Source organism: Umezawaea endophytica (genome assembly GCF_025061645.1).
In the GTDB taxonomy this organism is placed as follows: Bacteria; Actinomycetota; Actinomycetes; order Mycobacteriales; family Pseudonocardiaceae; genus Umezawaea; species Umezawaea endophytica.
This window is the reverse complement of sequence record NZ_JANYMP010000007.1, coordinates 213,125-237,990: the sequence shown is the minus strand read 5'-3', so window position 1 is coordinate 237,990 and position 24,866 is coordinate 213,125. Positions and strand designations below refer to the sequence as shown.

The 24,866-nt window shown below is 72.3% G+C and carries 25 protein-coding genes; 14 read left to right on the top strand and 11 right to left on the bottom strand.

Features of this window, described 5'->3' with window-relative positions; translation table 11 throughout:
* Positions 1 to 204: 204 nt before the first annotated feature.
* Entirely contained in the window at positions 205 to 594 is a 390-nt protein-coding gene (locus NZH93_RS17400) for a tellurite resistance TerB family protein (protein WP_259624144.1), read from the bottom strand.
* 163 nt (positions 595 to 757) lie between these two features.
* On the opposite strand from NZH93_RS17400, the gene NZH93_RS17395 reads away from it, so the two are divergent.
* The 5 genes from NZH93_RS17395 to NZH93_RS17375 all read left to right on the top strand — a co-directional run bounded on the left by NZH93_RS17395 (position 758) and on the right by NZH93_RS17375 (position 5,970).
* On the top strand, positions 758 to 1,183 hold the full coding sequence (locus NZH93_RS17395; protein ID WP_259624143.1) for a hypothetical protein: 426 nt from the start codon (positions 758 to 760) through the stop codon (positions 1,181 to 1,183).
* Between the two features lie 2 nt (positions 1,184 to 1,185).
* A complete protein-coding gene (locus tag NZH93_RS17390) occupies positions 1,186 to 1,452 on the top strand; it encodes a DUF3817 domain-containing protein (protein WP_259624142.1) in 267 nt (88 codons plus the stop codon).
* Positions 1,453 to 1,656: 204 nt separating this feature from the next.
* Entirely contained in the window at positions 1,657 to 3,198 is a 1,542-nt protein-coding gene (locus tag NZH93_RS17385) for a DUF4331 domain-containing protein (RefSeq protein WP_259624141.1), read from the top strand.
* A gap of 70 nt (positions 3,199 to 3,268) precedes the next feature.
* Positions 3,269 to 4,570 (top strand): tetratricopeptide repeat protein, encoded by a 1,302-nt coding sequence (locus NZH93_RS17380; protein ID WP_259624140.1) that lies wholly within the window; start codon positions 3,269 to 3,271, stop codon positions 4,568 to 4,570.
* Complete coding sequence (locus tag NZH93_RS17375) at positions 4,567 to 5,970, top strand: nickel/cobalt transporter (RefSeq protein ID WP_259624139.1); 1,404 nt, start codon at positions 4,567 to 4,569, stop codon at positions 5,968 to 5,970. The genes NZH93_RS17380 and NZH93_RS17375 overlap by 4 nt, the downstream gene beginning before the upstream one ends.
* 144 nt (positions 5,971 to 6,114) lie before the next feature.
* Here the strand turns inward: NZH93_RS17375 and NZH93_RS17370 are convergent, their stop codons facing one another.
* Complete coding sequence (locus NZH93_RS17370) at positions 6,115 to 7,083, bottom strand: LysR family transcriptional regulator (RefSeq protein WP_259624138.1); 969 nt, start codon at positions 7,081 to 7,083, stop codon at positions 6,115 to 6,117.
* A gap of 179 nt (positions 7,084 to 7,262) precedes the next feature.
* Here NZH93_RS17370 and NZH93_RS17365 point away from each other — a divergent pair, with 179 nt between their 5' ends.
* The 3 genes from NZH93_RS17365 to NZH93_RS17355 are packed head-to-tail and all read left to right on the top strand — an operon-like array spanning position 7,263 to position 10,539.
* Complete coding sequence (locus tag NZH93_RS17365) at positions 7,263 to 8,075, top strand: 2-amino-3,7-dideoxy-D-threo-hept-6-ulosonate synthase (RefSeq protein WP_259624137.1); 813 nt, start codon at positions 7,263 to 7,265, stop codon at positions 8,073 to 8,075.
* Entirely contained in the window at positions 8,072 to 9,169 is a 1,098-nt protein-coding gene (locus NZH93_RS17360) for a 3-dehydroquinate synthase II family protein (protein ID WP_259624136.1), read from the top strand. Before NZH93_RS17365 ends, NZH93_RS17360 begins: the two co-directional genes overlap by 4 nt.
* On the top strand, positions 9,169 to 10,539 hold the full coding sequence (locus tag NZH93_RS17355) for a class I adenylate-forming enzyme family protein (protein ID WP_259624135.1): 1,371 nt from the start codon (positions 9,169 to 9,171) through the stop codon (positions 10,537 to 10,539). Before NZH93_RS17360 ends, NZH93_RS17355 begins: the two co-directional genes overlap by 1 nt.
* A 51-nt stretch (positions 10,540 to 10,590) precedes the next feature.
* Here the strand turns inward: NZH93_RS17355 and NZH93_RS17350 are convergent, their stop codons facing one another.
* Positions 10,591 to 11,400, bottom strand: coding sequence for an arylamine N-acetyltransferase family protein (locus tag NZH93_RS17350; RefSeq protein WP_259624134.1), 810 nt, complete (start codon positions 11,398 to 11,400; stop codon positions 10,591 to 10,593).
* A 21-nt stretch (positions 11,401 to 11,421) separates the two neighbouring features.
* On the bottom strand, positions 11,422 to 11,907 hold the full coding sequence (locus NZH93_RS17345) for an SsgA family sporulation/cell division regulator (RefSeq protein WP_259624133.1): 486 nt from the start codon (positions 11,905 to 11,907) through the stop codon (positions 11,422 to 11,424).
* Positions 11,908 to 12,098: 191 nt separating this feature from the next.
* Here NZH93_RS17345 and NZH93_RS17340 point away from each other — a divergent pair, with 191 nt between their 5' ends.
* Complete coding sequence (locus NZH93_RS17340; RefSeq protein ID WP_259624132.1) at positions 12,099 to 13,376, top strand: class I tRNA ligase family protein; 1,278 nt, start codon at positions 12,099 to 12,101, stop codon at positions 13,374 to 13,376.
* Positions 13,377 to 13,382: 6 nt separating this feature from the next.
* Here the strand turns inward: NZH93_RS17340 and NZH93_RS17335 are convergent, their stop codons facing one another.
* A complete protein-coding gene (locus NZH93_RS17335) occupies positions 13,383 to 14,429 on the bottom strand; it encodes an LLM class flavin-dependent oxidoreductase (protein WP_259624131.1) in 1,047 nt (348 codons plus the stop codon).
* A gap of 100 nt (positions 14,430 to 14,529) precedes the next feature.
* On the opposite strand from NZH93_RS17335, the gene NZH93_RS17330 reads away from it, so the two are divergent.
* Complete coding sequence (locus tag NZH93_RS17330) at positions 14,530 to 15,345, top strand: helix-turn-helix transcriptional regulator (RefSeq protein ID WP_259624130.1); 816 nt, start codon at positions 14,530 to 14,532, stop codon at positions 15,343 to 15,345.
* Positions 15,346 to 15,384: 39 nt separating this feature from the next.
* On the opposite strand, the gene NZH93_RS17325 is transcribed toward NZH93_RS17330, so the two are convergent.
* Both NZH93_RS17325 and NZH93_RS17320 read right to left on the bottom strand, forming a co-directional pair.
* A complete protein-coding gene (locus NZH93_RS17325) occupies positions 15,385 to 16,170 on the bottom strand; it encodes an NPP1 family protein (RefSeq protein ID WP_372506663.1) in 786 nt (261 codons plus the stop codon).
* A gap of 200 nt (positions 16,171 to 16,370) precedes the next feature.
* On the bottom strand, positions 16,371 to 16,805 hold the full coding sequence (locus NZH93_RS17320) for a hypothetical protein (RefSeq protein ID WP_259624129.1): 435 nt from the start codon (positions 16,803 to 16,805) through the stop codon (positions 16,371 to 16,373).
* A gap of 202 nt (positions 16,806 to 17,007) precedes the next feature.
* On the opposite strand from NZH93_RS17320, the gene NZH93_RS17315 reads away from it, so the two are divergent.
* On the top strand, positions 17,008 to 18,291 hold the full coding sequence (locus tag NZH93_RS17315; protein WP_372506662.1) for an ABC transporter substrate-binding protein: 1,284 nt from the start codon (positions 17,008 to 17,010) through the stop codon (positions 18,289 to 18,291).
* 15 nt (positions 18,292 to 18,306) lie between these two features.
* Here the strand turns inward: NZH93_RS17315 and NZH93_RS17310 are convergent, their stop codons facing one another.
* Positions 18,307 to 20,751, bottom strand: coding sequence for a helix-turn-helix transcriptional regulator (locus NZH93_RS17310; protein ID WP_259624128.1), 2,445 nt, complete (start codon positions 20,749 to 20,751; stop codon positions 18,307 to 18,309).
* A 187-nt stretch (positions 20,752 to 20,938) separates the two neighbouring features.
* Between NZH93_RS17310 and NZH93_RS17305 the strand changes: the two genes are divergently transcribed.
* Complete coding sequence (locus tag NZH93_RS17305) at positions 20,939 to 21,796, top strand: poly(ethylene terephthalate) hydrolase family protein (RefSeq protein ID WP_259624127.1); 858 nt, start codon at positions 20,939 to 20,941, stop codon at positions 21,794 to 21,796.
* A gap of 129 nt (positions 21,797 to 21,925) precedes the next feature.
* Positions 21,926 to 22,729: an SDR family NAD(P)-dependent oxidoreductase gene (locus NZH93_RS17300; protein ID WP_259624126.1), complete on the top strand. Its 804-nt coding sequence runs from the start codon at positions 21,926 to 21,928 to the stop codon at positions 22,727 to 22,729.
* Between the two features lie 4 nt (positions 22,730 to 22,733).
* Here NZH93_RS17300 and NZH93_RS17295 read toward each other — a convergent pair whose 3' ends face one another.
* The 3 genes from NZH93_RS17295 to NZH93_RS17285 are packed head-to-tail and all read right to left on the bottom strand — an operon-like array spanning position 22,734 to position 24,339.
* On the bottom strand, positions 22,734 to 23,327 hold the full coding sequence (locus tag NZH93_RS17295; protein WP_259624125.1) for a TetR/AcrR family transcriptional regulator: 594 nt from the start codon (positions 23,325 to 23,327) through the stop codon (positions 22,734 to 22,736).
* A 21-nt stretch (positions 23,328 to 23,348) separates the two neighbouring features.
* Positions 23,349 to 23,666, bottom strand: coding sequence for a branched-chain amino acid transporter permease (locus NZH93_RS17290; RefSeq protein WP_259624124.1), 318 nt, complete (start codon positions 23,664 to 23,666; stop codon positions 23,349 to 23,351).
* Complete coding sequence (locus tag NZH93_RS17285; protein ID WP_259624123.1) at positions 23,659 to 24,339, bottom strand: AzlC family ABC transporter permease; 681 nt, start codon at positions 24,337 to 24,339, stop codon at positions 23,659 to 23,661. The genes NZH93_RS17290 and NZH93_RS17285 overlap by 8 nt, the downstream gene beginning before the upstream one ends.
* A gap of 62 nt (positions 24,340 to 24,401) precedes the next feature.
* Here NZH93_RS17285 and NZH93_RS17280 point away from each other — a divergent pair, with 62 nt between their 5' ends.
* Complete coding sequence (locus tag NZH93_RS17280) at positions 24,402 to 24,860, top strand: Lrp/AsnC family transcriptional regulator (protein ID WP_259624122.1); 459 nt, start codon at positions 24,402 to 24,404, stop codon at positions 24,858 to 24,860.
* Positions 24,861 to 24,866 lie beyond the last annotated feature (6 nt).

Sequence of the window (24,866 nt, the reverse complement as noted above, 5' to 3'; positions counted from 1 at the left end):
TTGCACGTCTGCCGGAAAAGCAATCCGCAGTCACCGAAAAGGATGAATCGCACACGAATGGCGGTGCGGTGCGCCGAAAGTGCGCGGTGTTCGGCTGGTCGAGCGACGTTCGCGGGGACCCGCGCACGCTCCGCTTCCGCCACCGCGGCGCGGCAGAACGGCCACCCGCGACGTGGCGTCGCGGGTGGCCGTCGGAACCGTGGGTCAGACCGCCAGCGCGGCCCGCACCTTGCCGATCATCTCGTCCTCGGCGTCGACCACCTGGCCGTCGGCCGTGGCGACCTCCTCGCAGATCGCGATCATCGCGGCCGGGAACGACTCGGCCTCGGCGGGCGCCTTCGCGGCGAGGATCCGCATGGACGCGCCGAGCGCGTCGAGGACGGCGCGCTCCAGGTCGGCGTCCGTGCCCTCCGGCAGGCGGACGCGGGATCCGCCGAGCACCTCGCGCAGCTCGCGAGAGAGGTTCACCATCGCCTTGAGACCCGCGAAGCGCTCCTCGACCACCGGGCCGGGGTCGGCGTGCGACACCAGGACCATCGCGCCGTAGACGGCCCTGCGCAGGGTTCGGCTTTCCACGTCCGTGTAGAAAATCATGCGGTCACCCTAGAACGTGCCCCGGAACCGCTCGTCGGGGACTTGGCGAAGATCCGTCGTTCCTTGGCCGTCCGCCTCGTTCCGGCGCGCCGACGCCGTGGTTAGCGTCGTCCTCCACCAGAGGAGGAGAAGTGATGTCGGCAAGTTCCGCGGTGGGGGATCGGTGACGAAGCTCCTGCTGTCCGTTCACGTGCTGGCCGCCGTGATCGCCATCGGACCGGTCGCGGTGGCGGCGAGCATGTTCCCGGCCGCGCTGCGCGCGGCCACCCCCGACCAGACCGCGCTCCGCCTGCTGCACCGGATCTGCCGGGTGTACGCCGGGGTCGGGATCGTGGTCCCGGTGTTCGGCCTCGCCACCGGCAGCAGCCTCGGGGTGCTCGGGGACGCCTGGCTGCTGGTCTCGATAGCGCTGACCGCCGCGGCGGCCGGGGTGCTGGGCCTGCTGGTGCTGCCGAGGCAGCGGGACGTGCTCGCGGGGGTGCGGGTGGAGCCCTCCCGGCTCGCCGCCCACGCGGGCGTGTTCAACCTGCTGTGGGCGGTGGTCACCGTGCTGATGATCGTCCGACCCGGCTCCACGACGGGAGCGTGACCATGCCCCCGCGCTCCCTGCGGATCGCCGCGACCGTCGAACTGGTCTCGCTGGCGGTCCTGTTGGTGAACCTCGCGACCGCCCACTGGGCGCCGCTGTCGTCCCTGATCGGCCCGGTGCACGGGTGCGCCTACCTGTTCGTGCTCGTGCTCGCCTTCCGGAGCAGCCCGTCCCCGCGGGTCAGGCTGATCGCCTGGATCCCCGGCATCGGTGGCGCGCTCGCGACCTGGAGTCGCGTGTGGACGGTGCGGAGCCGTTGGCGCGCTTGATCACCAGTCCACCTCGGGTGGATTCTTCCGCGATCGGTGAACCAGGTCGCATCCCTCGATCGAACGGGTTGTGTCCGTGCGCGCAGCAGCCGCGCGGACCCGGATCCGCTCGTGACGCCGGCAGGACCGCGTTCCGGCGGGTCCCTGTCGACGAAGGGATGGAGCATGTCAGCACCTCCTCACCCACGACGAAGACGGCGTGCGGTGTCAGCCCTGGTCGCGGCCGGGAGCACCCTGCTCACCGCCGGTCTGGTCGGGTTCGGGCCGAGCACCGCGGACGCGTCCAGCCACCGCGAGGCCCCGCTGGTCGCGGGCGACCCGCCGGTGGACAACACCGACGTGTACGCGTTCGTCAGCCCGGACAAGCCGGACACCGTCACCCTGGTGGCGAACTGGTACCCGTTCCAGGAACCCAACGGTGGGCCCAACTTCTACCCGTGGGCGACCGACGCCCGCTACGACATCAACATCGACAACGACGGGGACGCGCGCGCCGACCTGACCTACCGGTGGACGTTCGCCACCCAGGACAAGCGCGGGAAGACGACGTTCCTCTACGACAACGGCCCGGTCACGTCGCTCGACGACGAGAACCTGCTGTTCCGGCAGACCTACACGCTGGAGGTGATCGACGGGAACGGCAGGTCGAAGAAGCTGGTCAAGTCCGGCCGCGTCGCGCCGTCCAACACGGGGCCCGCGTCCATGCCGGACTACGGGAAGCTGCGGGACCAGGCCGTCACCGACGTGCCCGGCGGCGGGAAGTCGTTCGCCGGGCAGGCGGACGACGCGTTCTTCCTCGACCTGAGGGTGTTCGACCTGCTCTACGGCGGTGACCTGTCCGAGGTCGGGCAGGACACCGTCAAGGGCTACAACGTGAACACGATCGCCCTCCAACTCCCGAAGTCGGCGCTGGCGCTCAAGGGCGACGCGGCCCGCAACCCGGTGATCGGCGTCTGGAGCGACACCGAGCGGCAGTCGATGCTGCTCACGCCGGGCAGGTCGACGCCGACCGGACCGTTCGTCCAGGTGTCGAGGCTCGGCAACCCGCTGGTCAACGAGGTCGTCGTGCCCGCGGCGCTCAAGGACGGGTTCAACGCGTCGACACCCGACCAGGACGGGAAGAAGCCGGACCTGGTCAACCGGGTGACCGACCCGGAGGTGCCCAAGCTGGTCCAGGCCATCTACGGGATTCCCGCCCCGGCCACTCCGCGCAACGACCTGGTGGAGATCTTCCTGACGGGCATCACGACGAAAACGCCGGGGCCGATCAAGGCGGACCTGAACTCGCAGTTGAACAACGCGGACGTGAACCCGAAGAAGTTCGTGCCCTCGGAGCAACTCCGGCTCAACACCTCGGTGCCGGTGGCCGCCAAGCCGAACCGGCTGGGGGTGCTCGCGGGCGACCTCCAGGGCTTCCCGAACGGGCGCAGGCTCACCGACGACGTGCTCGACATCGAGTTGCAGGCCCTCGAAGGGGCGGCGGTGAGCGGGATCGTCCCCGCCCTCGCCGCCGGTGACCAGGTCAACGCCAACGACAAGGCGTTCGGCAAGTCGTTCCCGTACGTGGCCCTGCCGAGCGGCAACGCCGTCAACGCGGCCTCGACGGGCGGGGCGGTGCTGCCCGGCGGCGGCGAACTGCCGTCCGGCCCGATGGCGCTCAACGGGATGGTCGCGGTCGCGCTCATCGGTTCGGGCGCCTGGCTGTTCCGCCGCGGTCCACTGTGGAAGAAGTCCGAGGCAGCCTAGTTCCTCCCCGTGGCGCGTGCGTCCTTCCCCTCCGCGCGCCACGGGGACCCACCCGACCGGAGGTTCCCCGATGACTTCCCCGAGCGGCCGCAAGAGGTTACTCGCGCTCGTCGCCGTCGTCGGCGGCGTCGCACTGCTCGCCACGACCGCCGCCACCCTTCCGCGCACCACCCCGACGCCGCCCGCGTCGGCCCCGATCGCCGAGACCGCCCTGTCCCGCGCCATCTCCACCGCACAGGCCAGGTTGCGCGCCACCCCGGACGACCCGGCCACCTGGGCGCGGCTCGGCTCCGCGTACGTGGAGCAGGCCCGCGTCACCGCGGACCCGTCCTACTACGGCAAGGCGCAGGGAGCGCTGGAGAAGTCGCTCGCCCTGCGACCCGAGAACGGCCAGGCGCTCATCGGTTTGGGCGCGCTCGCGAACGCCCGCCACGACTTCACCGCCGCCCGTGACTGGGGGTCGCGGGCGGCGGTGGTCCTGCCCGACACCGCCGAGGCGCAGGGCGTGCTCGCCGACGCCCACACGCAGCTCGGCGACGCGGACGCGGCCACGGCCGCCGTCCAGCGGATGCTCGACCTCGAACCCGGCGTCCCCTCGTTCACCCGCGCCTCCTACGACCTGGAACTCCACGGCCGCACCGACGAGGCCCGCCAGGCGCTCGACCGCGCGCTCCAGGACGCCACCGGACCGGGCGACGTCGCGTTCTGCCGCTACTACCTCGGTGAGCTGGCGTTCGGGTCCGGCGACCTCGACCTCGCCGACGAGCACTACGACCTGGGCCTGCTGGCCGATCCGCGCGACGTGCCGCTGGCGCAGGGCAAGGCGAAGACCGCCGCGGCCAGGGGGCGGACCGACGACGCGCTCGCCGCCTACCGGGACATCACCCGCCGGGTGCCGCTGCCGCAGTACCTCCAGGAGTACGCCGTCCTGCTGCGCGACGCGGGTCGCGCGGACGAGGCCGATCGCCAGTGGGACCTGGTGGCGCGCCAGGAGGAACTGCTCGCCGCCGCGGGTTCGGTGGACCACCTCACCTCCTCGCAGACCGCCGCCGAGCGCGGTGACGCCGCTGCGGCGCTGGCCCACGCGGAAGCGGAGTGGGCGCGGCGGCCCAACACCCTGGTCGCCGACACGCTGGCGTGGGCGCTGCACCTCAACGGCCGGGACGCCGAAGCGCTCGGGTTCGCGGACCGGGCGGCGGCGCTCGGCAAGCGCGACGCCGTCTTCGCCTTCCACCGCGGCACGGTCCTCGCCGCGCTGGGCCGTGACGCGGACGCCGTCGCGGCGTTGGAGGACTCGCTGCGGATCAACCCGCGCTCCCCGGTGGCCGCTCCGGCGTCGACAGCGCTGGCGGGACTGCGGGGGCGGCGATGAGGAAAGCGTTGGCGTTGCTGGTGCTCTGCCTCGGAGCGGTGCTCGTCGTGCCCGCACAGGCGAACGCGCACCCGTTGGGCAACTTCACGGTCAACCACCACGTGGGCGTCACCCTGCGGCCCGCCGGGGTGGAACTGCGCGTCGTCGTCGACAGCGCCGAGATCCCGACGCTCCAGGAGCCCGTCACCGACGCGGGCCGCGAGTGCGCCGCCGTGGCCGCGGCGACGGCCGTCACGGCGGGCGGACGGCCGGTCGCGCTGGCCGTGGCGTCGAGCGGGCTGGAGCACCCGCGCGGCGACGCGGGGCTCACCACGACCAGGACGACCTGCGTGCTCACCGGCGCGGCGGACCTGGACCGCGAGACTATTGTGACCGTGCGGGAGACCTACCGCGAGGACCGGATCGGCTGGCGCGAGATGACCGCCGTCGGGGACGGCGTGGCGCTGGTCGACCCGGCGGTGCCGACCGCGAGCGTCAGCGACGAGCTGCGCCGCTACCCGGACGACCTGCTGGCCGATCCGTTGGACGTCCGCTCGGTCGACCTGCGGGTGGCGCCCGGATCCAGCACAGCGGCACCCGGTGGCGTCCGGACCGGGCTGGGGCCGGTCGACTCGGTGGTGGCCGCGGCCACGTCCGCGTTCACCGACCTGGCGGGCAGCGAGGACCTGACCCCCGTGGTGGGGGTGCTCGCGGTGCTGCTGTCCCTGTTGCTGGGCGCGTCGCACGCGGCTCTGCCGGGGCACGGCAAGACGGTGATCGCCGCGTACCTCGCGGGCAGGCGGGGATCGGTCCGCGACGCGGTCGCCGTCGGGGCCACCGTGACCGTCACGCACACGGCGGGTGTGCTCGTGCTGGGACTGCTCGTCAGCGCGTCGAGCGCCGTCGCGGGCGAGGACGTGCTGCGGCTGCTCGGTGTGGTCAGCGGGCTGCTGGTCGCGGGCATCGGCGCGGTGCTGCTGCGCTCCGCGCTGCGCCGTCGACCCGCCGAGGCCGCGGTGCGGGAGCTGGTCGGTGCGGGAGCGCCCGTGGGCCACGGGCATGGCCACGGTCATGGTCATGGACATGGCCACGGGATCGGTCGGTCGGGGCTCGTCGGGATGGGGATCGCGGGTGGGCTGGTGCCCAGTCCGTCCGCGCTGGTGGTGCTGCTCGGCGCGGTCGCGCTCGGGCGGACGTGGTTCGGCGTCGTGCTGGTCCTCGGGTACGGGGTCGGCATGGCGGCCACGCTGACCGCTGTCGGGCTGCTGCTCGTCCGGCTGCGGGACCGGGTGGAGGCGATGGCGAGGGTGGACCGGTTCCGGGCGCGCCTCGGCGGGCTGGTCGCGCTGGTGCCCGTGCTCACCTCGGTGCTCGTGCTGGTCGTCGGACTCGGCCTCGCGGTCCGGGCCTGCCTCGGATGACGCGGGGTGTTGGGCCTGTTGCGCTGCCGCGCGGCCAACGGGAGCAAGCCGTACTGCGACGGTTCGGGTCCCTCGGACTACGACGGGGAGTGGTCGCGCGGACGGGCGAACATGGAGTCCACAGTGGACCGGGAAGGAATCCGGTCACTCGCCGTCGAGGGCGAATTCCGCTCCACCGGACCTCCACCACGACGAATACGTGGCGCTCCGGTGCACGCGGCGGTGATATCCGGCGATGAATCCGGAGTGCACGCGGTCGATCTGGTCGGCGACGGCCGAGTTCTCCGGCCACACCAGGACGAGTCGGCGGTGCAGCGGATTTCCGACGAGGGGTTTGACGACGATTCCGATGGCTTCCCGCACGGCGGGGTGGACGCCCGCGACGGTGTTCTCGGAACGCACGAGTTCGAGTGCCGTGTCAAGGTCGGCCCCGAAGTGTTCGAACTTCGGGGTGAACCCGGCGGCCTCGCAGGTGAGCTGGAAGGTCGACCTTGGACCGCCGACGGATTCCTCCGGCATGGTCCACCGCTCGTCCGCCAGGTCGGTCAGGTCGAGCGTGCCCCGACTGGCGAGGCGGTGGTCCGCGGGCAGCGCGACGAAGACGGGTTCGGTCAGCAGAGGTCTCCTGTGGACTCCGAACGGGAGTCTGGGAGGCGTGCGGGCGAACTCGGCCAGGACGGCGAGGTCGAGCTTCTCGGTGCGCACGTGGTCGAGGACGGCCTCGCCGTTGCGCTCCATCTGGGTCGTGATGTCCTGTCCCGGCAACGCTTCGCGCACCGCGGACATCAACTGCGGGATGAGCGCGCCGGTGACGCCTCCCAGGTGGACGGCCGCGGGGTGCGCCCGGTCGGCGATCTTGCGGGCGGTGGCGCACAGGTCGTCGAACTTGTCGACGATCTCCTGTCCGCGCAGGACGACGTGCTCGCCGAGTTCGGTGAGCACGACCCCGTTGGAGGCGCGCACGAACAACTGGCCGCCGAAGGTCCGCTCTATCCGCCGGATCTGGGCCGTGAGGCCGGGTTGTGCGATCTTGAGATCCGTGGCGGCCCTCCGGATGCTGCCCGCCGCCGCTACGGCCAGCACGACGTGGAGATGACGAAGTTCTGCTCGCACCGGACCACCTTATTGCAGAATTCCGGGCCCGACTGCTGCGAACGGATTCTTCACTTGGTCCGATAAGCGGCTTCAGGTCGGTATGAGGGTGATAACTTTCGAGTTATCGCTTCCTGATACTGCCCGATCGCTTCGTTTTCTGGTCTGCTGAATTGACCGAAACAAGGAGCGTTTCAAGCGTGTCTGACCCCCGGAAAGCTCTGCGGCTGAGGCGATTATCACGGCCGCACGACGAAAAATACCTCTTCGTCCCCCTCGACCACAGCGTTTCGGACGGACCCGTCGTTCCCAACCACCGGTGGGACGGTCTCATCCACTCCGTGGTGGCCGGTGGGGCCGACGCGATCGTGGTCCACAAGGGCCGGGTCCGGCTGATCGACCCGGTCGTGCTCGGCGACTGCGCGCTCGTGGTCCACCTCAGCGCGGGCACCGCGCACGCCGCCGACACCAACGCGAAGGTCCTCGTCGGCGACGTCGAGGAAGCGCTGCGGCTGGGCGCCGACGCGGTCAGCGTCCACGTCAACATCGGCTCGGACACCGAGGCGCGGCAGCTCGCCGACCTCGGCGTCGTCGCGTCGGCGTGCGACGCGTGGAACGTGCCGCTGATCGCGATGGCCTACGCCCGCGGGCCGCGCGTCGCCGATCCGCACGACCCGGTGCTGCTGGCCCACGTGGTCAACATCGCCGCCGACCTCGGCGCGGACATCGTCAAGACGTCCATGGCGCTGCCGATCAGCCGCATGGCCGACGTGACGGCCCACTGCCCGATCCCCGTGCTCGCCGCGGGCGGTCCGGTCGACCACGTCGACCCGGTCGGGTACGCCGCGGCGGCGATGCGCGCCGGGTGCGCCGGTCTCGCGATCGGTCGCCGCGTCTTCACCGACCCCGCTCCCCGCAGCCTCGTCGCGGGGCTCTCGTCCGCCGTCCACCAGGGCACCCGCCGGGGTGCCCACGCCGATCACCCCATCACGACCACGACAGGTGCCGCGTGAAATTCGCTTGGATCGACGTCCGCCAAGTACCCGAACACCAGCTCGAAGGAGTCGTCGACGCCGCCGTGCACGCCCGTGCGCGCGCCGTCGTCGCGGCTGACGCGGCCGTGCTCGCCACACTTCCGCCCACCGTCAAACGCGTGCTGCTGCTCCCCGACGGGACACCGCCGCCGGAGGGCGAGCACGGGGTCGACGTCGTGACGCAGGTCGTGCACGACGAGGACGGCGTGCACGCGCTGCGCGGCACCGGCCGGGCCGCGTTCGTGGAGGTGCGCGACGACCGCACGCTGCGGCTCGCCTGCCTCGCCGCGGTGGAACTGCCGCACACCGTCGTCAGCTTCACCGACCCGACCAAGATCCCGCTGGAGATCGTGATCGCCGCGGCGGACCGCGCGAGCGGCGAGCTGATCTGCGTGTGCGCCGACGTGGAGGAGGCCGGGATCGTCGTCGACGTCCTGGAGCACGGCTCGGACGGCATCATGCTGGCCCCGCGCGGCGCCGAGGACGTGTTCGCCGCGGTGAGGTTGCTGGAGGCGAGCACACCCCCTGTCCAACTCACCACCCTGACCGTGGACTCGGTGGAGCACAGCGGTCTCGGCGACCGCGTGTGCGTGGACACCTGCACCCACTTCGAGGAGGACGAGGGCATCCTCGTCGGGTCGTTCTCCACCGGGTTCATCCTGTGCTGCAGCGAGACGCACCCGCTGCCGTACATGCCGACCCGGCCGTTCCGGGTCAACGCGGGCGCGCTGCACTCCTACGTGCTCGGCGCGGACAACCGCACCAACTACCTCAGCGAACTCCGCTCCGGCGGCTCCGTCCTCGCGGTCAACGCCGAGGGCCGGACGCGCAAGGTCGTGGTGGGGAGGGCGAAGCTGGAGTCCCGGCCGCTGCTCACCATCACCGCGCACTCGCCGGAGGGGGTCGTGGTGACCCTCATCGTCCAGGACGACTGGCACGTCCGCGTCCTCGGTCCGGGCGGCAAGGTCCGCAACGTCACGGAACTCCAGCGGGGCGATGAGCTGCTCGGCCACGTGGCGACCGACCAGCGGCACGTGGGCTACCCCATCGGCGAGTTCTGCAAGGAGAGCTGATGACGCTCCGCGTCGAGGACCTGATCGGCGACCTGCTGGCGAGGGGCGCCGACGACGCCCCGTTCCTCACCCACCGGCACACCGTCACCCGCGGCGAACTCCGCGAGGCGGTCGCGGCCGACGCGCGCGCGTTCGCCGCGTCGGGTGTCCGGCGCGACAGCTCGGTGGTGCTCCAGGCACCCCCGAGCTTCACCCAGGTCCAAGCGCTGCTGGCGCTCTGGGCGTTGGGCGCGCAGGTCATGCTGGTCGAACCGCGGCTCACCCCGGTCGAGCTGGAAGCGCTGCGGGTGCGGTGCCGCGCCCAGTTCGTGGTGCGCGCCGCGGACGTCGGGCGCAAGCTCGTGCGGTTCCGCGAGCGGTTCGAGCTGGTCACCACGACGCACGCCGACGGCGTGGCCGCGTCGACCGACCACTGCCTGGTGCAGTTCAGCTCCGGCTCCACCGGCCAGCCGAAGGTCATCGCCCGCACCGCCGAGTCGCTGCGGACGGAGGTGGAGGTGTTCAACCGGATGCCGGACCTGCCGGTGGCGGGGGAGAAGGTGCTGCTGCTCAGCTCCACGGCGCACAGCTTCGGCGTGGCGTTCGGGATCCTGCGGACGCTGCACGTCGGCGTGCACCTGGTGTTCTCCACCCAGGAGTCCGGGCAGGACGTCGTCGGCACGGCCGCGGAGCACGGGGTCGTCGGGATCACCGGGCTGCCGCTGCACTACGCGGCGCTCAACCAGGTGCAGGACCCGCCCGCGCTGCCCGCTCTGCGCTGGGTGCTCTCCGGCGGCGAGCTGATCCAACGGGAGGTCGAGGAGCGCTTCACCGACCTCTACGGCCTGCCGATCGGCCAGGGCTACGGCACCACCGAGACCGGCATCCTCACGATGGACGTCACCGGGCTCACCCGGCCGTCGGTCGGCCCGGTGTGCGACGGCGTCCGGCTGCGCGTGCGCGACGGGCAGGTGGAGGTCGGGATGGACCGGTCGCCCTACCTCGTCGAACCCGAGAAGGCGAACTACCGGGACGGCTGGTGGCGCACCAGCGACCGGGGCGAGCTGACCGCCGACGGGCTGCTGACCCTGCACGGCCGGGCGGATTCGCTGGTCATCTTCGGCGGCAACAACATCGACCTGCTGGAGATCGAGGACGTGCTGCGCACCCATCCGATGGTGGACGAGGCGATCGTCGTGTTCGACGGCGCGGTCGAGGCCTACGTGGCGACCACGTCCGACGACCTCGACGAGGCCACCGTCACCGGGTGGTGCGCGGCGCGGATGGCGGACTTCAAGCGGCCGAGCGTGGTCCGGGTGCTGCGCAAGCTGCCCAGGACGCCGAACGGCAAGCTCGTCCGCGACCGGTCGGTCCTCGCCGGGACCCCGTAGCGCGAGCCCCGACCGGGCCCGGAACGGCTCGGTGACGACCGTGACCACCGCTCACCCGACGTGGGCGGTGGTCATGGCGTGCGCGATCCGGTGCAGCCTCGCGGTGTCCAGGTCGCCGGTCGGCACGCCGAACCGCTCGGCCAGCACGGCGGCGTACTCGGCGTGGGTGTCCAGCGCCGACTCCACCCGGCCCGCGGGCCCGTCCGCCGTCAGGCGGGTGCCGAGCAGCGTCAGCACGTGGTCGTCGTGCGGCCGTTGCGCCATCAGCAGCCGCACGAACGGCGACTCCGGCGACGTCGTCTGGTACTCGTGCAGCGGCTGGAACGAGGCCAGGTCGGCGGGTTCCTCGCGCAGCCGGTAGCCGGGCAGCCGCCCGTGCCGGTGCATCCCGATCCACCAGTCGTCGTCGGGGGCGACCTCGAAGTCGAACCCGCCGCGCTCGTGGCGCCCGGCGCGCAGCGGCAGCGGGTCGAGGAAACCCTGGCCCATCCCCACGTCGGCGACCCACGTGCCGCCGTCGACGCGCACCAGCAGCGCCAGGTGGTTGCCCCAGTGCGGATCCCCCTCGTCGCGGTCGCAGATCGCCGCGACGGCGAGCGTCACGTCGAACCCCAGAGCCCCCAGCAGCTCGGCGAACGCGGTGTTCAGCTCGTAGCAGTAGCCGCCGCGGCGGCGGCGCACCACCTTGTCCAGGATCGTGGCCCGGTCCAGCGGCACGACGGCGTCCAGGTGCACGTCGAAGTTCTCGAACGGCACGGTCGCCAGGTGCGCCCGGTGCAGTGCGCGCAGCACGTCCGCGCTCGGCGCCACGCCGCCGCGGTGCCCGATCCGGTCCAGGTAGGCGTCGACGAGGTGTTCCACGCGCGGCAGTCTAGGAGTGGATCACCCCGGCCAGTCCGACAGCCGGGCCAGCTCCGTCGACCAGGCGGGCTCACCGATCTCCGCCAGGCTCGGCTCGGTGCCCAGCGGCATGACGTCCTGGGTGTGCCGGAGGAAGTCCTCGACCCACGTCACGGACAGCCGCAGGGTGATCCGCAGCTTCGGCGAGTCCAGCTCGACGCTGGTCACGAGTCCGTGGCGCACGCGCACGTTCCCGAGCCCCCCGCCTTCGGAGAGGAGTTCGCGGGAGAACGTCCAACTGGTGATCTCGTCGTCGTGCAGCAGCAGGACGACCGCGTACGGGTCGGTGGTCGACCAGCTCAGCGAGACCGGCACGCCGGTCTGGTTGCGGCGCCAGCCGTCGCGCGACATGACGACGGTCCTGGTGCTGCTGCCGACCACGGTGTGCGTGGTGTCGGTGCCGAAGCACGACAACCACTGCTGGTCGTCGCCTTCGCGGAACTGGTAGGAGTGGGGTCCGCGGATCATCGGGTCGGGTCCTTCCAGGCGGCGGGCCTTTCCGGTGAGGAGACGCGGGGAGGGCCCTGGATGCGTTTTGTGATCGAACCGCGACCGAACGGGCGCTTGACCATCCTCCGGACGCCGCGGAAATGCGGGTCGGGTCCGCGCGGCTCCGCTGCTACGGTCCGGCCGGAGCCCCTGACACCTGGAGGTGCCCGATGTCGCGGTGCTACCTGACCACCGCCGTCGCCCACCGCGGCGAGCCCGGTCTCGGGTACGCGCTGGAGGTGGTCCGGGCCGACGCGCTCGCCCGGCACCGCAGGCTGCGCGGCGACCGCGTGCGGTTCCTGACCGGCGCGGACTCGGAGGCGTTCGCCGACCTGCGGGAGCCGCTGGCCCTGTCGTACACCGAGTTCGCGACCCCCGGCCGCGACGGCAGGCACCCCGCCGGGGTCGACCGGCTCTGGCTCGCCTGCGCCGAGGCAGGTGACGTCCACCGCGACGCCGGAGCCTGGTACTTCCGGCTGTCGCGGCACGTCGACCGGCTCCGCGACCTGATCGGCAGCGGCAAGGTCCGGCTCGAACCCGCCGCCCGCCGGGACGAGGTGCTGGACCTCCTCGCGGACGGGCTGCCGGACGTGGCCGTGTCCGGACCCGGCGTGATCCCGGTGCCCGGCGACGAGGGCCTGTTCGTCGACCCGTGGTGGGACGAGGTCGCCACCTACGTCACGAGCCTCGGCCACGGCGTCGACGGGCCGAACGTCCGGCGCTGGTGGACGGGCGGCGACCGCCGGGTGCACGTGGTCGGCCACCACCGGCTGCGCGAGCACGCCGTGCTCTGGCCCGCGGTGCTGCTGTCCGCGGGCCTGCCGCTGCCGACCGACGTGCTGGTCCAGGACGCCGTGGCCACCGGGGAAAGGGAGACCGCCGCCCCCGGTGACCTGGCCCGGCGGTACGGCTCCGACGCGGTGCGGTGGTGGTTGCTGCGCGACGGGCCCGAGACGACGGACTTCGCCGCCTCGCGGGTCGTCACCCGCGCCAACGGCGACCTGGCCAAGGGCCTGGCCGACCTGGTCGACCAGATCACTGTGATGGTCCACCGCTACCGGGCGGGCAAGCCGCCGGTCGTCACCGGACCGGTCGCGGACGCCGAGGAGTTGGAGGCGGTCTGCCGGGAGACCCCCGAACGCGTGCACGACGCGCTCGCCGCGTTCGACTTCCGCCAGGCGACCGCGGCGGTGTGGAGGGTCGTGGAGGAGGCGCGGGCTTTCGCGCTGCGCGCCCGCCCGTGGGACCTGGCCCGCGCCGACCGCGAGGGTGACGTCCGGGCGGGCGAGCGGCTCGACGCCGTGCTCGCGGCCCAGCTCTCGGCGTGCCGGGTGCTGGCCCGCGAGCTGACGCCGTTCGTGCCCGCGCTGGCCACCCGGATCGCCCAGCGGTGCATCACCCTGACCGGGGCGCTGCCGCCGCACCAGGACCTGTTCCGGAGGTTGTGACCGCGGTCAGTCGGCCATCAGGTCGCGCACCATCGGGGCCACCTTGGTCCCGAACAGCTCGATGTTGCGCAGCACCTGCCCGGCGGGGTGGCCCGCGAGGCCGTACTTGAGGTCGAAGCGGGTCGCGCCGAGCGTCCGCAGCGAGGCGGCGATCTTGCGGGCGACGGTCTCGGGCGAGCCGACGTACCAGGAGCCGTTCGCGGAGACGTCCTCGTCGAACCCGGCCCTGGTGGGCGGCCGGAACCCGCGCTGCCGCGACATCCGGGTGAGCACCTCGGAGTAGTGCGGGAACAGCTCCTCGCGCGCCTGCTCGTCGGTGTCGGCGACGTGGCCGGGCGAGTGCACGCCGATCGGCTTCTCCGGCCGGTCGAGGCGGCGCTGCGCCTCGCGGAACAGGTCGGCGAACGGCCGGAACCGCGCCGTGGGCCCGCCGATGATCGCCAGCATCAGCGACAGCCCGTGCCGGGCGGTCCGCAGCACGGACTGGGGGCTGCCGCCCACGCCGATCCACGTCGGGATCGGGCCGCCCTCGGTGGTCGGCACGACGGTCTGGCCGGTGAGCGGGGCACGGGTGCGGCCGGACCAGTGCACGGGCTCCTCCGCCAGCAGCCGGGCGAACAGGTCGACCTTCTCCTCGAACAGCTCGTCGTAGTCGGCCAGGTCGTACCCGAACAGCGGGAACGACTCGGTGCTCGACCCGCGGCCGAGGATCACCTCCGCGCGACCGCCGGAGAGCGCGTCGAGCGTCGCGTACCGCTGGAACACCCGGACCGGGTCGTCGGAGCTGAGCACCGTGACCGCGGAGCCGAGGCGGATCCGGGACGTGCGGGCGGCGACCGCGGCGAGCACGAGGTCCGGCGCCGACAGCGGCATCTCGGTCGTGTGGTGCTCGCCGACGCCGAAGAAGTCGACCCCGACCTGGTCCGCGAGCACGCCGTGCTCGACCAGGCCGCGGATGGTGGCCGCGTGGGACATCGGCGCTCCGGCGTCGTCGGTGAGGACGTCCCCGAACGTGTCAAGGCCGAGCGTGGTGCCGCTCGAATACTTCGTCATGCCACGACGTTGCACGGGGAGCGGCGTCCGCGCCTCACCACGTCGTGGGTACCCACGGGAGGGGAGGGCACGGGCCGTGCGGCGGAGGGACGATGGGGTCATGAGTGAGCAGCTCGGGGAGTTCCTGCGGTCAAGGCGGGCGGCGTTGTCACCCGCCGAGAGCGGGGTCCCCACCTACGGCACGCCGCGCCGGGTGCCCGGCCTGCGGCGCGAGGAGGTCGCGCGGCTGGCGGGCATGAGTGTGAACTACTACACCCGCATCGAGCAGGGCGAGAGCCACCAGATGTCGGACTCGGTGATGGAGGCCATCGCCAACGCGCTGCGCCTGGACGAGAGCGAGCGCCTGCACCTGCTGCGCCTGGCGTGGCCCGCCCAGGTCACCCGCCGCGAGACCGGCCCGGAGGTGGTGCGCGCGTCGGTGCTGGCGCTCGCGGAGAGCAGCACCGACCAGGCGGTCATCGTCGTCGGCCGCCGCACCGACCTGCTGGGCGGCAACCGCCTCGGGTTCGCGCTGCTCGGGCTGAGGCCCGACGAGCGGCCGAACATGGCGAGGCAGGTGTTCCTCGAACCGGCGATGCGGGACCTGGTCGTGGACTGGGAGCGCGAGGCCCGCAACGCGGCGTCGTACCTGCGGATGGCGTCGAGCGACCAGCCGGACGACCGGCTGCTCGCCGAGCTGATCGGCGACCTGAGCATCAGGAGCGCGGACTTCGCGCGGATCTGGGCCACGCACCCGGTGGCGGAGTGCCTGCACTCGGTGCGCGAGTACGACCACCCGCTGGTGGGGCGGATGACGCTGAACGAGGAGAGCCTGCGCCTGCCGGACGATCCGGGTCAGCGGATCATCTTCAGCGGCGCGGCACCGGGGTCCGACTCGGCGGACCGCCTGCGGCTGCTGGACTCGCTGGTGTCCTGAGGCCGGGGAGGCGGTCCGGCCTCCCCGGCGTCGCTCAGGTCAGCCGTTGGGGTTGAACGGGATGCTCGCGGGCTTGGCCTTGGCCAGCTCCCCAGGGAAGGAGCCCTCGCGGAGGCCGAACTGGGCCGAGCCGAAGTCGGCCGACGTCAGCCTGTCCCGCAGGCCTGCGGGGTAGTTGTCCCAGCCGACGAGCGGCGGGTACTGCCAGGTGCCCTTGTGGTTCTCCGGCTGCTCGGTGAAGCTCGCCAGCCGGAAGCAGTGCGTGGACGCGCCGTCCTTGTGGTAGATCACCTTCGGGTGGTTGCCGGTCTCGTCCCACGCGACCTGGTTGCGGGAGTAGATCTGGTACTTGCCGTGCGCGGACGTGGAGACGAACTGCGCGGTGCCGTTCTGCACCCACACCACGACGTGCTCCCAGTCGTGCCGGTGGCCGCCGAGCCCCGACCCCGCCACGGCCTGGTCCTTCTCGAAGTACAGGCCGTAGATGTAGCCGCACCACCCGTTGTTGCACTTCACGCGGGAGTACGCGTTGGTGTTGTCGAGGTCCCACGAGTCGTGGCAGCTCCCGTTGACGGCGCCGGTCGTCTTGAGCCCCGGCGCGATGGTGCCGTCCCGGCCGATCGCCGGGGTGGGGTAGCAGCCGTCGCCGTCGTAGTCGAAGGCGGGTTCGTAGGTGCGGTCCTCCCAGGGGGCGGACCAGTCGAGTGCCTGCGGGGGGTCCGCGAGCGCGACACCCGCGCTCGCGAACAGCGTCGCGGCGACGGTGCCGAGGACGAACGACACCTTGCCCGCCCGTCGACGCCGTGACGCCGCCCTTGAACTCACTGCTCGCATGGTGCTCCTCGTCCGAACGGCCCGCGTCCACCGCGGCGGCTCGGTGGGCGCTAGTGGTGTGAGGCCCGTCACCCGGACCAAACATGAAGAAGTGTCGCGAATATGAGATCAAAGTCAAGTGGCGGCAGGTGGGACGTGCTGTGAACGCCGGGGACGGGGTGGGCGAACAGCGGTGGCGTGCGAGCCGGTGCTCAGCGGCTCGCCGGGGCCTCCGCGCGGCGGTTCGCCCTCGCGGGCAGCAGCAGGACGGCGCCACCGATCGCGATCGACACCAGCGCGACGACGTTGAGCACCTGGTCGACCGGCTGGTACATGCCGAGGTGTTGCAGGTGGTAGGCGAGGTGCAGGACGTTGAACACCGTCCACCCGGCGCCCGCGATCCGGACGACGTACGTGTCGGCCGCGCGCCACGCGGCGGCCAGGCTGAGTGCGGTGAGACCGAGGTAGGCGGCGCCGACGTCCTTGACGAGGTGCTCGCTGTACGGGCCGAGCACCGGCAGCCACCGGTGGCCGAAGCCGGGGAAGGTGTCGTACCAGTGCACGGGGGCGAAGTACGCCCAGCAGCCGACGGACGCGGCGACGACCGCGAGGAGGAGCAGCACGACGCGGCGTGAGGAGGTGGTCATGACCCTGGGACGAGGTGGTGTCGCGGAACGTGACAGCCGGGTCCGCTGTGAGTGGTGCTCATCATTTCCGCAGATCAGCGGATTGGAGTCCGGTGTTCACCGGGTGGACACGAAGACTTGACACGTGTGTGTGGCGCTGCGCACACTCCCAGCCTGGGAGCGCTCCCAGGTTTCCCCTCCGCCGGGATTGAGGAGTCGACACGTGTCCGAACGCGCACTCAGACGGGTGACGGCGCTGGCTTGCGCCGTCCTGCTCTCCACCACCGCGGCCTGCGGGAGCGACGAGGGCTCGACCGTCACCGCCGACGTCGAGCTGACCATCGCGACGTTCAACGAGTTCGGCTACGAGGACCTGCTCAAGCAGTACCAGGACACCCACCCGCACGTGCGGATCACGCACCGCAAGACCGGCAAGGCCGACGACCACCACCAGACCATGTTCACCAAGCTGGCCTCCGGGTCGGGGCTCGCCGACGTCGAGGCCGTCGAGGAGGGGTGGATCAACCAGGTCATGGCGAAGTCCGACCAGTTCAACGACCTCACCAAGATCGGTCCCTCCGACGTCACGGCCGAGCGCTGGCTCCAGTGGAAGTCCGACGCCGCCAGCAACCGCGACGGCGAGCTGATCGGCTACGGGACCGACATCGGGCCGATGGCGATGTGCTACCGCCGCGACCTGTTCGAGGACGCCGGGCTGCCGTCCGACCCCGACGCCGTCGGCGAGCTGTTCGCCACCTGGGAGAGCTACTTCGCGACGGGCGACCGGTTCGTCGCCAAGTCCGGCCGGGCGTGGTTCGACAGCGCGTCGCAGGTGTTCAACGCGATGGTCAACCAGAACAAGGTCGGCTACTACGACCGGGACGACAACCTGGTCGTGGAGTCCAACGAGGCCATCAAGAAGGACTGGGACCAGGTGACCGCCGCGGTCGGGGGCGGCCAGTCCGCCAAGCTCGTGGCGTTCGGCAACGAGTGGAACACCGCGTTCAAGAACGCCGCCTTCGCCACGAAGACCTGCCCGTCGTGGATGCTCGGCGTCATCGAGGCCCAGTCCGGCCCGGAGAACGAGGACAAGTGGGCCGTCACGGCCTCGTTCCCCGGAGGCGCGGGCAACTGGGGCGGCTCGTTCCTGACCGTGCCCAAGCAGAGCAAGCACCCGAAGGAAGCCGCCGAGCTGGCCGCGTGGCTGACCGCCCCCGAGCAGCAGATCAAGGCCTTCACCGCGAAGGGCGCCTTCCCCAGCCAGAACGAGGCCCTGCTCTCGCCCGCGCTGCTCAACCAGACCAACCCCTACTTCGGCAACGCCAAGGTCGGCGCGCTGTTCGCGGAGCAGGCCAACAAGGTGCCCGCCGCGCAGCACAAGGGGCCCGCCGCCGGGCAGATCCAGGACAAGGTGTTCGCCGACGCGCTCCAGGCGGTCGAGAGCGGCGTCGAGGTCGACGAGGCCTGGAAGCAGGCCGTCGAGGGCGCGACGAAGCTCGCCAAGTAGCGGCGTCCACGACCGTCAGGTGAGGACCTTGGTCAGCTCGACGCGCGAGCGGATGCCGAGCTTGGTGAAGATGTTGCGGAGGTGGTGCTCCACGGTGCGCTGGCTGAGGAACAGCCGGGCGGCCGTCTCGCGGTTGGTGGCGCCCTCGGCCACGAGCCGGGCGATCTGCGACTGCTGGGGCGTCAGCTCGGCGGCGCGGCCCGCCCTCGGTTCGGTGGTGGGCTCGCCCGCCAGGCGCAGTTCGGCGCGGGCGCGGTCCGTCCAGTAGTCGGCCTCGTGGTGCTCGAAGTGGCGCACGGCGTCGCGCAGGAGTTCCCGTGCCCGCTTGGGTTTGCGGTTGCGGCGCAGCCGGGTCGCGTGGAACAGCTCGGTCTTGGCCAGCTCCATCGTCGTGCCGCTGACCTGGTGCAGGTGGATCGCCTCGTCGAAGTGCTCCTCGGCCTCCTGGCCGGTGGAGACCAGCGCGTGGCAGCGGTGGGCCAGCGCCAGCCTGCCGGGGCTGCCGGTGCTGCGCGCCCAGTCGTCGTAGCGCCGCAGCGCCCGGTCGGCCGTGGACGGACGGCCGCACGCCACGGCGGCCTCCACGAGGTGCGGCGCGGCCATCGCCTTGATGCCCGCGTGCACGCCGCCCGCGGTGATCGGGGGGATGCGGCGCAGCGCGTCGGACGGGCGGTCGCGGGTGAGGTCGACGCACAGGAACGCCCAGGCGCCGATCGTGCCGCACCGCCCGAGGCCGCGCTGGTCGATCTGCTCGGCCGCGGTGCCGATCCGGTGCACGGCGGTGTCGGCGTCCCCGCGCAGCGCGGCGAGCAGCGCGAGGATGACCAGGTGGTCGACGACCGCGTTGTGCTGGCCCGCGGCCGTGGCGGCGTGGACGCCCTCGAACGCCGACGTGTAGGCGACCGAGTGCTGGTCGACCATCAGCGCGGACAGCGCGCGGCACGTCAGCGCCCACGGCACGAGCGTGGTCAGCCCGCTCTCGCGCGCGGCGGTCACGCCCCGGCCCGCCAGCTCGTGGGCCTTGGCCGAGTCCCCGAGGATGTAGGCCGCGTGACCGCCCCACACCTTCGACTGGGGGGCGTGGTGGTGGTCGGCCAGCTCCACCACGGACCGCAGCGCGGGCAGGGCCTCGTCGTGCCGTCCCGCGTAGGACGCGGCGGTGCCGATCAGGTGGTCCAGCGTCAGCGCCGTCCCCGGTGGCTCGTCCGCCGTCCGCAGCACGGCCGCGAAGTCGGCCACCTGCCCGTGCAGGTGGTGGTCGCCCGCGATGGCCGCGGCCTCGCCCGCGAACCCGAGCGCGGTGATGGCGAGCGCCCGACGGCTGGCCAGCAGCTCGCCCGCCGCCCGCATGAGCCTGCGCGCGGCCGTGTCGGGCAGCCCGTTGCCCAGGTCGAGGCCACCGCGGACGACGTCGGCGAGCGCCCGCAGCTCGGTGTGGTCGGACAGCGGCGTCGCCTCGCGCAGCAGGGCGCGAGCCCGGTGGGGCACACCGCGCTTCCAGTGGTCCGCCGCCGACGCCACCAGGCGGCGCGCCCGCACGTCCGGCTCCGTCGTGAGGGCCGCGGCACGGCCGTGGTCGCGAGCCGCGGCGGCGTAGTCGCCCCGGCCGCGGGCCAGGCTCGCGGCGTGCGCGAGGTCGTCGGCCTGCGCGTCCCGCGCGCCGGGCGCCAGCGCGGCCTCGTGCCACGTGCGGCGCGGCCCCGACGGCAGGACCTCCGCGAGGACGGCGTGGGCGGCGTAGCGGGAGGACAGCGCCAGCTCCGTGCGCAGGGTCTCGCGGACCAGCGGTCGGGGGTCCATCAGCGCGGCGGCCTCCTCGACCGCCGCCACCCCCAGGTCGGGCAGCCGCACGAGCGTGTCGACGTCGATGTCCCCGTCCACCAGCACCATCGCGAGCGCCCGGTGCGCGGCGGGGGAGAGGGCGTCCAGCCGCGCCCGCAGCCTGCGGCGCAGCGAGCTGTCGGCGGGCAGACCGGTCGGCGCGGGCGAGGCCCCGCCGAGCTGCTCGCTGGTCAGCGACCGGGACAGCTCCACCAGCGCCAACGGGTTGCCGCACGCGGTGTGCGCCAGGTCGTCGGCGAGGTCGGAGGGCAGGCCGGGCCGCAGGTCCCGCAGCACGCGGATGCTCGTGGCGCGGTCCAGCGGCTCCAGTTCCACGCACGGCAACCCGTGCGTCGCGCTCTCGGTCGCGATCAGCACGGCCACCGGCTCGTCCTCGACGTCGGCCAGCAGGTCGAGCAGGTGGGAGGCGTCCAGCAGGTGCGCGTCGTCCACGCACAGCAGCACCCGCCGGTGGCCGTCCCCGCCGAAGTCGGCGGCGGCCTGGCGGGCGGCCCGCAGCAGGGACGTCTTGCCGGAGCCCGCCTCGCCCCGCAGCACCAGCGCCCCACCGCGCCCCGAACGGGCGCGATCGAGCACCGCGTCCACGGCGACGCGCTGCCGGTCACGTCCAAGCAGCATGGTCCCAGTTCTGCCACATCGCGGCTGCCAGGGGAACCGCCGCGAGTCGGGTGTTCCTACCGATGCCCCGGCGCGGCGGGGTTGCGGTCCGGGTTGCGGTGGACCGGCACATCCGCCGATGCGGGCGGGCGCGGTGACGGCGGATGGTCAGCGGTGTTCATCCCCTGCGTGAACGAGGAGCTTCCCTGTGCGACTCCGCAAGCTGATCCCCGCGCTGGCCGTCCTGCTGGCCGGCGTCACGGCAGTACCCGCCTCAGCCGCCGCCAACCCCTACGAACGCGGACCGGCCCCCACCACCGCCAGCGTCGAGGCCGCGCGCGGCCCGTACGCCACCGCGACGGCCACCGTGTCCCGGTCCTCCGTCTCCGGTTTCGGCGGCGGCACGATCTACTACCCGACGAGCACCGCCGACGGCACGTTCGGCGGCATCGCCATCTCGCCCGGCTTCACCGCCTCCCAGTCGAGCGTGAGCTGGCTCGGGCCCCGCCTGGCGTCCCAGGGCTTCGTCGTGTTCACCATCGACACCAGTTCGACGCTGGACCAGCCCGACAGCCGCGGCACCCAGTTGCTGGCCGCGCTGGACTACCTCACCGGCACCAGCGCGGTCCGCTCCCGCGTCGACGCCACCCGGCTGGGCGTCATGGGCCACTCGATGGGCGGAGGCGGTTCCCTGGCCGCGTCCCGCACCCGACCGGCCCTCCAGGCGGCGATCCCGCTGACCCCGTGGCACACGACCAAGAGCTGGACCACGGACCGGGTCCCGACGCTGATCATCGGAGCGGAGAACGACACCACCGCCCCGGTCGCCCAGCACTCGGAACCGTTCTACACCAGCCTGACCGCCGCCCCGGACAAGGCGTACCTGGAGCTGAACAACGCGAGCCACAGCGCGCCGACGAGTGCCAACGTCACGGTCGCGAAGTACAGCATCTCGTGGCTCAAGCGGTTCATCGACAACGACACCCGCTACGAGCAGTTCCTCTGCCCCGGCCCGTCCAGCGGGACCCTGGTGCAGGAATACCGCAACACCTGCCCCAACTCCTGACCGCCGCTCCCTGCCCGGCGCCGCGACGATCCCTCAGTCGTCGCGGCGTTCGGCGTTCCCGTCCACAGTGGAGTGGACTTGCCGGTCCATTTTTCGCGGAGCACGGTGGGTTCCACAACCTCAGGAAAGGTGGGACGCACGGTGGATCTGCGGATGACGGGCAAGCGGGCGCTCGTGACGGGGTCGAGTTCGGGTCTCGGCTCGGCCATCGCGAAGGCCTTGGCGGCGGAAGGCGCCGAAGTGGTGGTGCACGGCCGCGACGCGGCGCGGGCCGAGGCCGTGGCCAAGGAGATCGAGGCCGACGGCGGGACCGCGTTCGTCGCGATCGGCGACCTGGGCACCGACGCGGGGGCCGACGAGGTCGCCCTAGCGGCCGGGGCGGTCGACGTCCTGGTCAACAACGTCGGCGTCTTCGACATGTCGAAGGGCTGGACGGACACCACGTCCGCCGACTGGGCGGACCTGTACAACACGAACGTGATCTCCGGCGTGCGGATGATCCAGCGGCTGGTGCCGTCGATGCGCGAACGGCGGTGGGGGAGGGTCGTCCAGATCAGCAGCGTCATGGCGGTGATGCCCCTGGCCGTCCAGCCGCACTACAACGCCACCAACGCGGCGCGCGACAACCTGTCCCTGTCGCTCGCCCGTGAACTGCGCGAATCCGGGGTCACGTCGAACGTCGTCGCACCCGGCGGGATCCTCACCCCCGCGTCGAAGGCGCGGCTCACCGCGGTCGGGCACGCGAACGGGCTGAGCGGCACGTGGGAGGAGATGGAGCCCGAGGTCGTCCGGGCGGTGGCGCCCAACGACATCGGCCGGATCGCGCGGCCGGAGGAGATCGCCTCGGCCGTGGCGTACCTGGCGAGCCCGGTGGCGGACTTCCTGACCGGGATCACCCTGCGGTTCGACGGGAACTGGTACTCGGCGGCGTGACCGCTCAGGCGGCGCGCATCCGTTCGATACCCTCGTCCAGTGCCGCCTCCAGGTGGGAGCTGTCGCCGGTCGCCATCAGGATCGTCACCCCGCCCTGCATCGCCGACAGGAGCGCGGTGGCGGCCCGGTCCACGTCGAACGACGGCGACAGCTCGCCCGCGGCCTGCATGGACCGCATGCCCGCCGCCAACTGGTCACCCCACCGGCTCAGCAGCGTCCGCAGGATCGCCCGCGCCGCCGGGGAGCCGTGCCCGACCTGGAGGTACAGGGCGCTGAGGGCGCACCCGTTCTCCTGGTCGCGGTAGCGGTCCACCACGGTCGCGCGCCACTCGTCCCAGGCTTTCCACGACGTGAGGTGCGCGAGGCACTCCCCGTTGTCCTCCATGGCGCGGTCGGCCTCCAGTTCCCCGACGGCGAGCAGCAGTTGCTCCTTGCCCTCGGGGAAGTAGTGGAAGAGCTGGCTCTTGCTCGTGCCGGTGCGGAGCATCACGTCGTCCAGCGTCGTCGTCACGATGTTGCCCGCGCGGAACAGCTCCGCCGCGCCCTCGACGATGCGCGCCCTGGTCGCCGCGCCCTTGGCGGTCAACGTCCTGGTCATACCCCGACGGTAGCCCTCCGGTCAGCCCAGCGCGCTCAGCAGGGCGACGTGGACCGCCGTGCCGCCGAGGACGCTGAGCATCGCGTTGCGCCGCCACAGGTGCAGGCCGACGGTGGCGGCCAGCCCGGCGCCGACCGCGAGCGCCGAGGACGGCTCCACGTCGCGCACGGTGTAGACGGCGAGCACGAGCATCGCGCCCACCGGCAGCCGCGGGCCGAGGTGGGCGACGACCGCGGAGTCCCGCAGCGGCGCCAGCACCGCGAACGGCAGGGCGCGCAGCAGCCAGGTGATCGCGAAGCTCAGGCCGACCGCGGCCCACACGTACCCGTGGTCAGGCATCGACGGTCCTCCTGGACGAGACCGCGCGCCGCGCGAGCAGACCCGCGGTGAACAGGGCCATGGCCACGAGCAGCATCCGCTCGTGGAAGAGCAGGAGCGCCACCACGGCGCTCAGGGCGGCGATGACGGCGGTCGGCACGTCCCGGCGGGTGCGGTGGGCGTCCAGGGCCAGCACGACGAACAGCGCGGTCAGCGTGAACTCCAGCCCGGCGATCGAGGAGGGCACGAGCGACCCGAGCAGCGCTCCCGCGGTGGCCCCGCTCACCCAGTAGAGCTGGCAGAAACCCTGCAACCACAGGATCCGCGGGCCCGTCCACTCGTTCGGGGGCTTGGCCGTGACGAGTGCGAACGCCTCGTCGGTCAGGCCGAACGTGCCGAGCGCCTTGCCCGCCGCGCCGCGGATCCGGTGCAGCGGGAACGACACGGCGTAGAAGACGTGCCGCAGGTTGACCAGGAACGCGGTCAGCGCGACGGTCGCCAGCGGGACGGCGGCGACCACCAGGCCGACCAGCAGGAACTCCAGCGAGCCCGCGTAGACGAGTGCGGTGAACACCGTGGCCCACCACCACTCCAGTCCGGAGTGGACGACCAGCACGCCGAGCGTGGCGCCGAGTGCGAGGTAGGCGAAGCTCACGGACCGGGTGTCGTGGACCGCCAGGCGGAGGTGGTGCATGGGGAAACCATATTTCGAAACCGACGTAATGTGGTGTCGTCTTCGGGTCGTAGAATGGTCTCGTGAGCAACAAAGTGCCACTGGATTCGGTTGATCGTGAAATATTGTTCCACCTGCGTCAGGACGGCAGGCTGACCAACGTGGAACTGGCCAAGCGGGTCGGGCTGACGCCGCCGCCGTGCCTGCGGCGGGTGAAGCGGCTGGAGGACGCCGGGATCATCACCGGCTACCGCGCGCGGGTGGACCTCGCCGCGACGGGCAGGGGGTTCGAGGTGATCGTGACCGCCGAGATCCGGGTGAACGACCGTGAGACCGTCGACGAGCTGGAAGCCCTGCTGCGCTCCTACGACGAGGTCGTCGAGTGCCGAAGGCTCTTCGGCCGCCCCGACTACCTCATGCGCGTGCGGGTGGAGGACGCGCAGGCGTACGAGAAGTTCCTGGTGGAGAAGGTGATGAGCCTGCCGCCGATGGCCCGCGTCGACTCGCACCTGACGATGCGGGAGGTCAAGTCGGAGGACTAGGGCGTG

Coding starts and splice junctions, on each gene's coding strand:
- NZH93_RS17285 (WP_259624123.1), bottom strand. CDS start 24,339: ATGCACCACCTCCGCCTGGCGGTCCACGACACCCGGTCCGTGAGCTTC.
- NZH93_RS17310 (WP_259624128.1), bottom strand. CDS start 20,751: ATGCTGCTTGGACGTGACCGGCAGCGCGTCGCCGTGGACGCGGTGCTC.
- NZH93_RS17355 (WP_259624135.1), top strand. CDS start 9,169: ATGACGCTCCGCGTCGAGGACCTGATCGGCGACCTGCTGGCGAGGGGC.
- NZH93_RS17375 (WP_259624139.1), top strand. CDS start 4,567: ATGAGGAAAGCGTTGGCGTTGCTGGTGCTCTGCCTCGGAGCGGTGCTC.
- NZH93_RS17320 (WP_259624129.1), bottom strand. CDS start 16,805: ATGACCACCTCCTCACGCCGCGTCGTGCTGCTCCTCCTCGCGGTCGTC.
- NZH93_RS17290 (WP_259624124.1), bottom strand. CDS start 23,666: ATGCCTGACCACGGGTACGTGTGGGCCGCGGTCGGCCTGAGCTTCGCG.
- NZH93_RS17390 (WP_259624142.1), top strand. CDS start 1,186: ATGCCCCCGCGCTCCCTGCGGATCGCCGCGACCGTCGAACTGGTCTCG.
- NZH93_RS17335 (WP_259624131.1), bottom strand. CDS start 14,429: ATGACGAAGTATTCGAGCGGCACCACGCTCGGCCTTGACACGTTCGGG.
- NZH93_RS17340 (WP_259624132.1), top strand. CDS start 12,099: ATGTCGCGGTGCTACCTGACCACCGCCGTCGCCCACCGCGGCGAGCCC.
- NZH93_RS17380 (WP_259624140.1), top strand. CDS start 3,269: ATGACTTCCCCGAGCGGCCGCAAGAGGTTACTCGCGCTCGTCGCCGTC.
- NZH93_RS17400 (WP_259624144.1), bottom strand. CDS start 594: ATGATTTTCTACACGGACGTGGAAAGCCGAACCCTGCGCAGGGCCGTC.
- NZH93_RS17330 (WP_259624130.1), top strand. CDS start 14,530: ATGAGTGAGCAGCTCGGGGAGTTCCTGCGGTCAAGGCGGGCGGCGTTG.
- NZH93_RS17295 (WP_259624125.1), bottom strand. CDS start 23,327: ATGACCAGGACGTTGACCGCCAAGGGCGCGGCGACCAGGGCGCGCATC.
- NZH93_RS17345 (WP_259624133.1), bottom strand. CDS start 11,907: ATGATCCGCGGACCCCACTCCTACCAGTTCCGCGAAGGCGACGACCAG.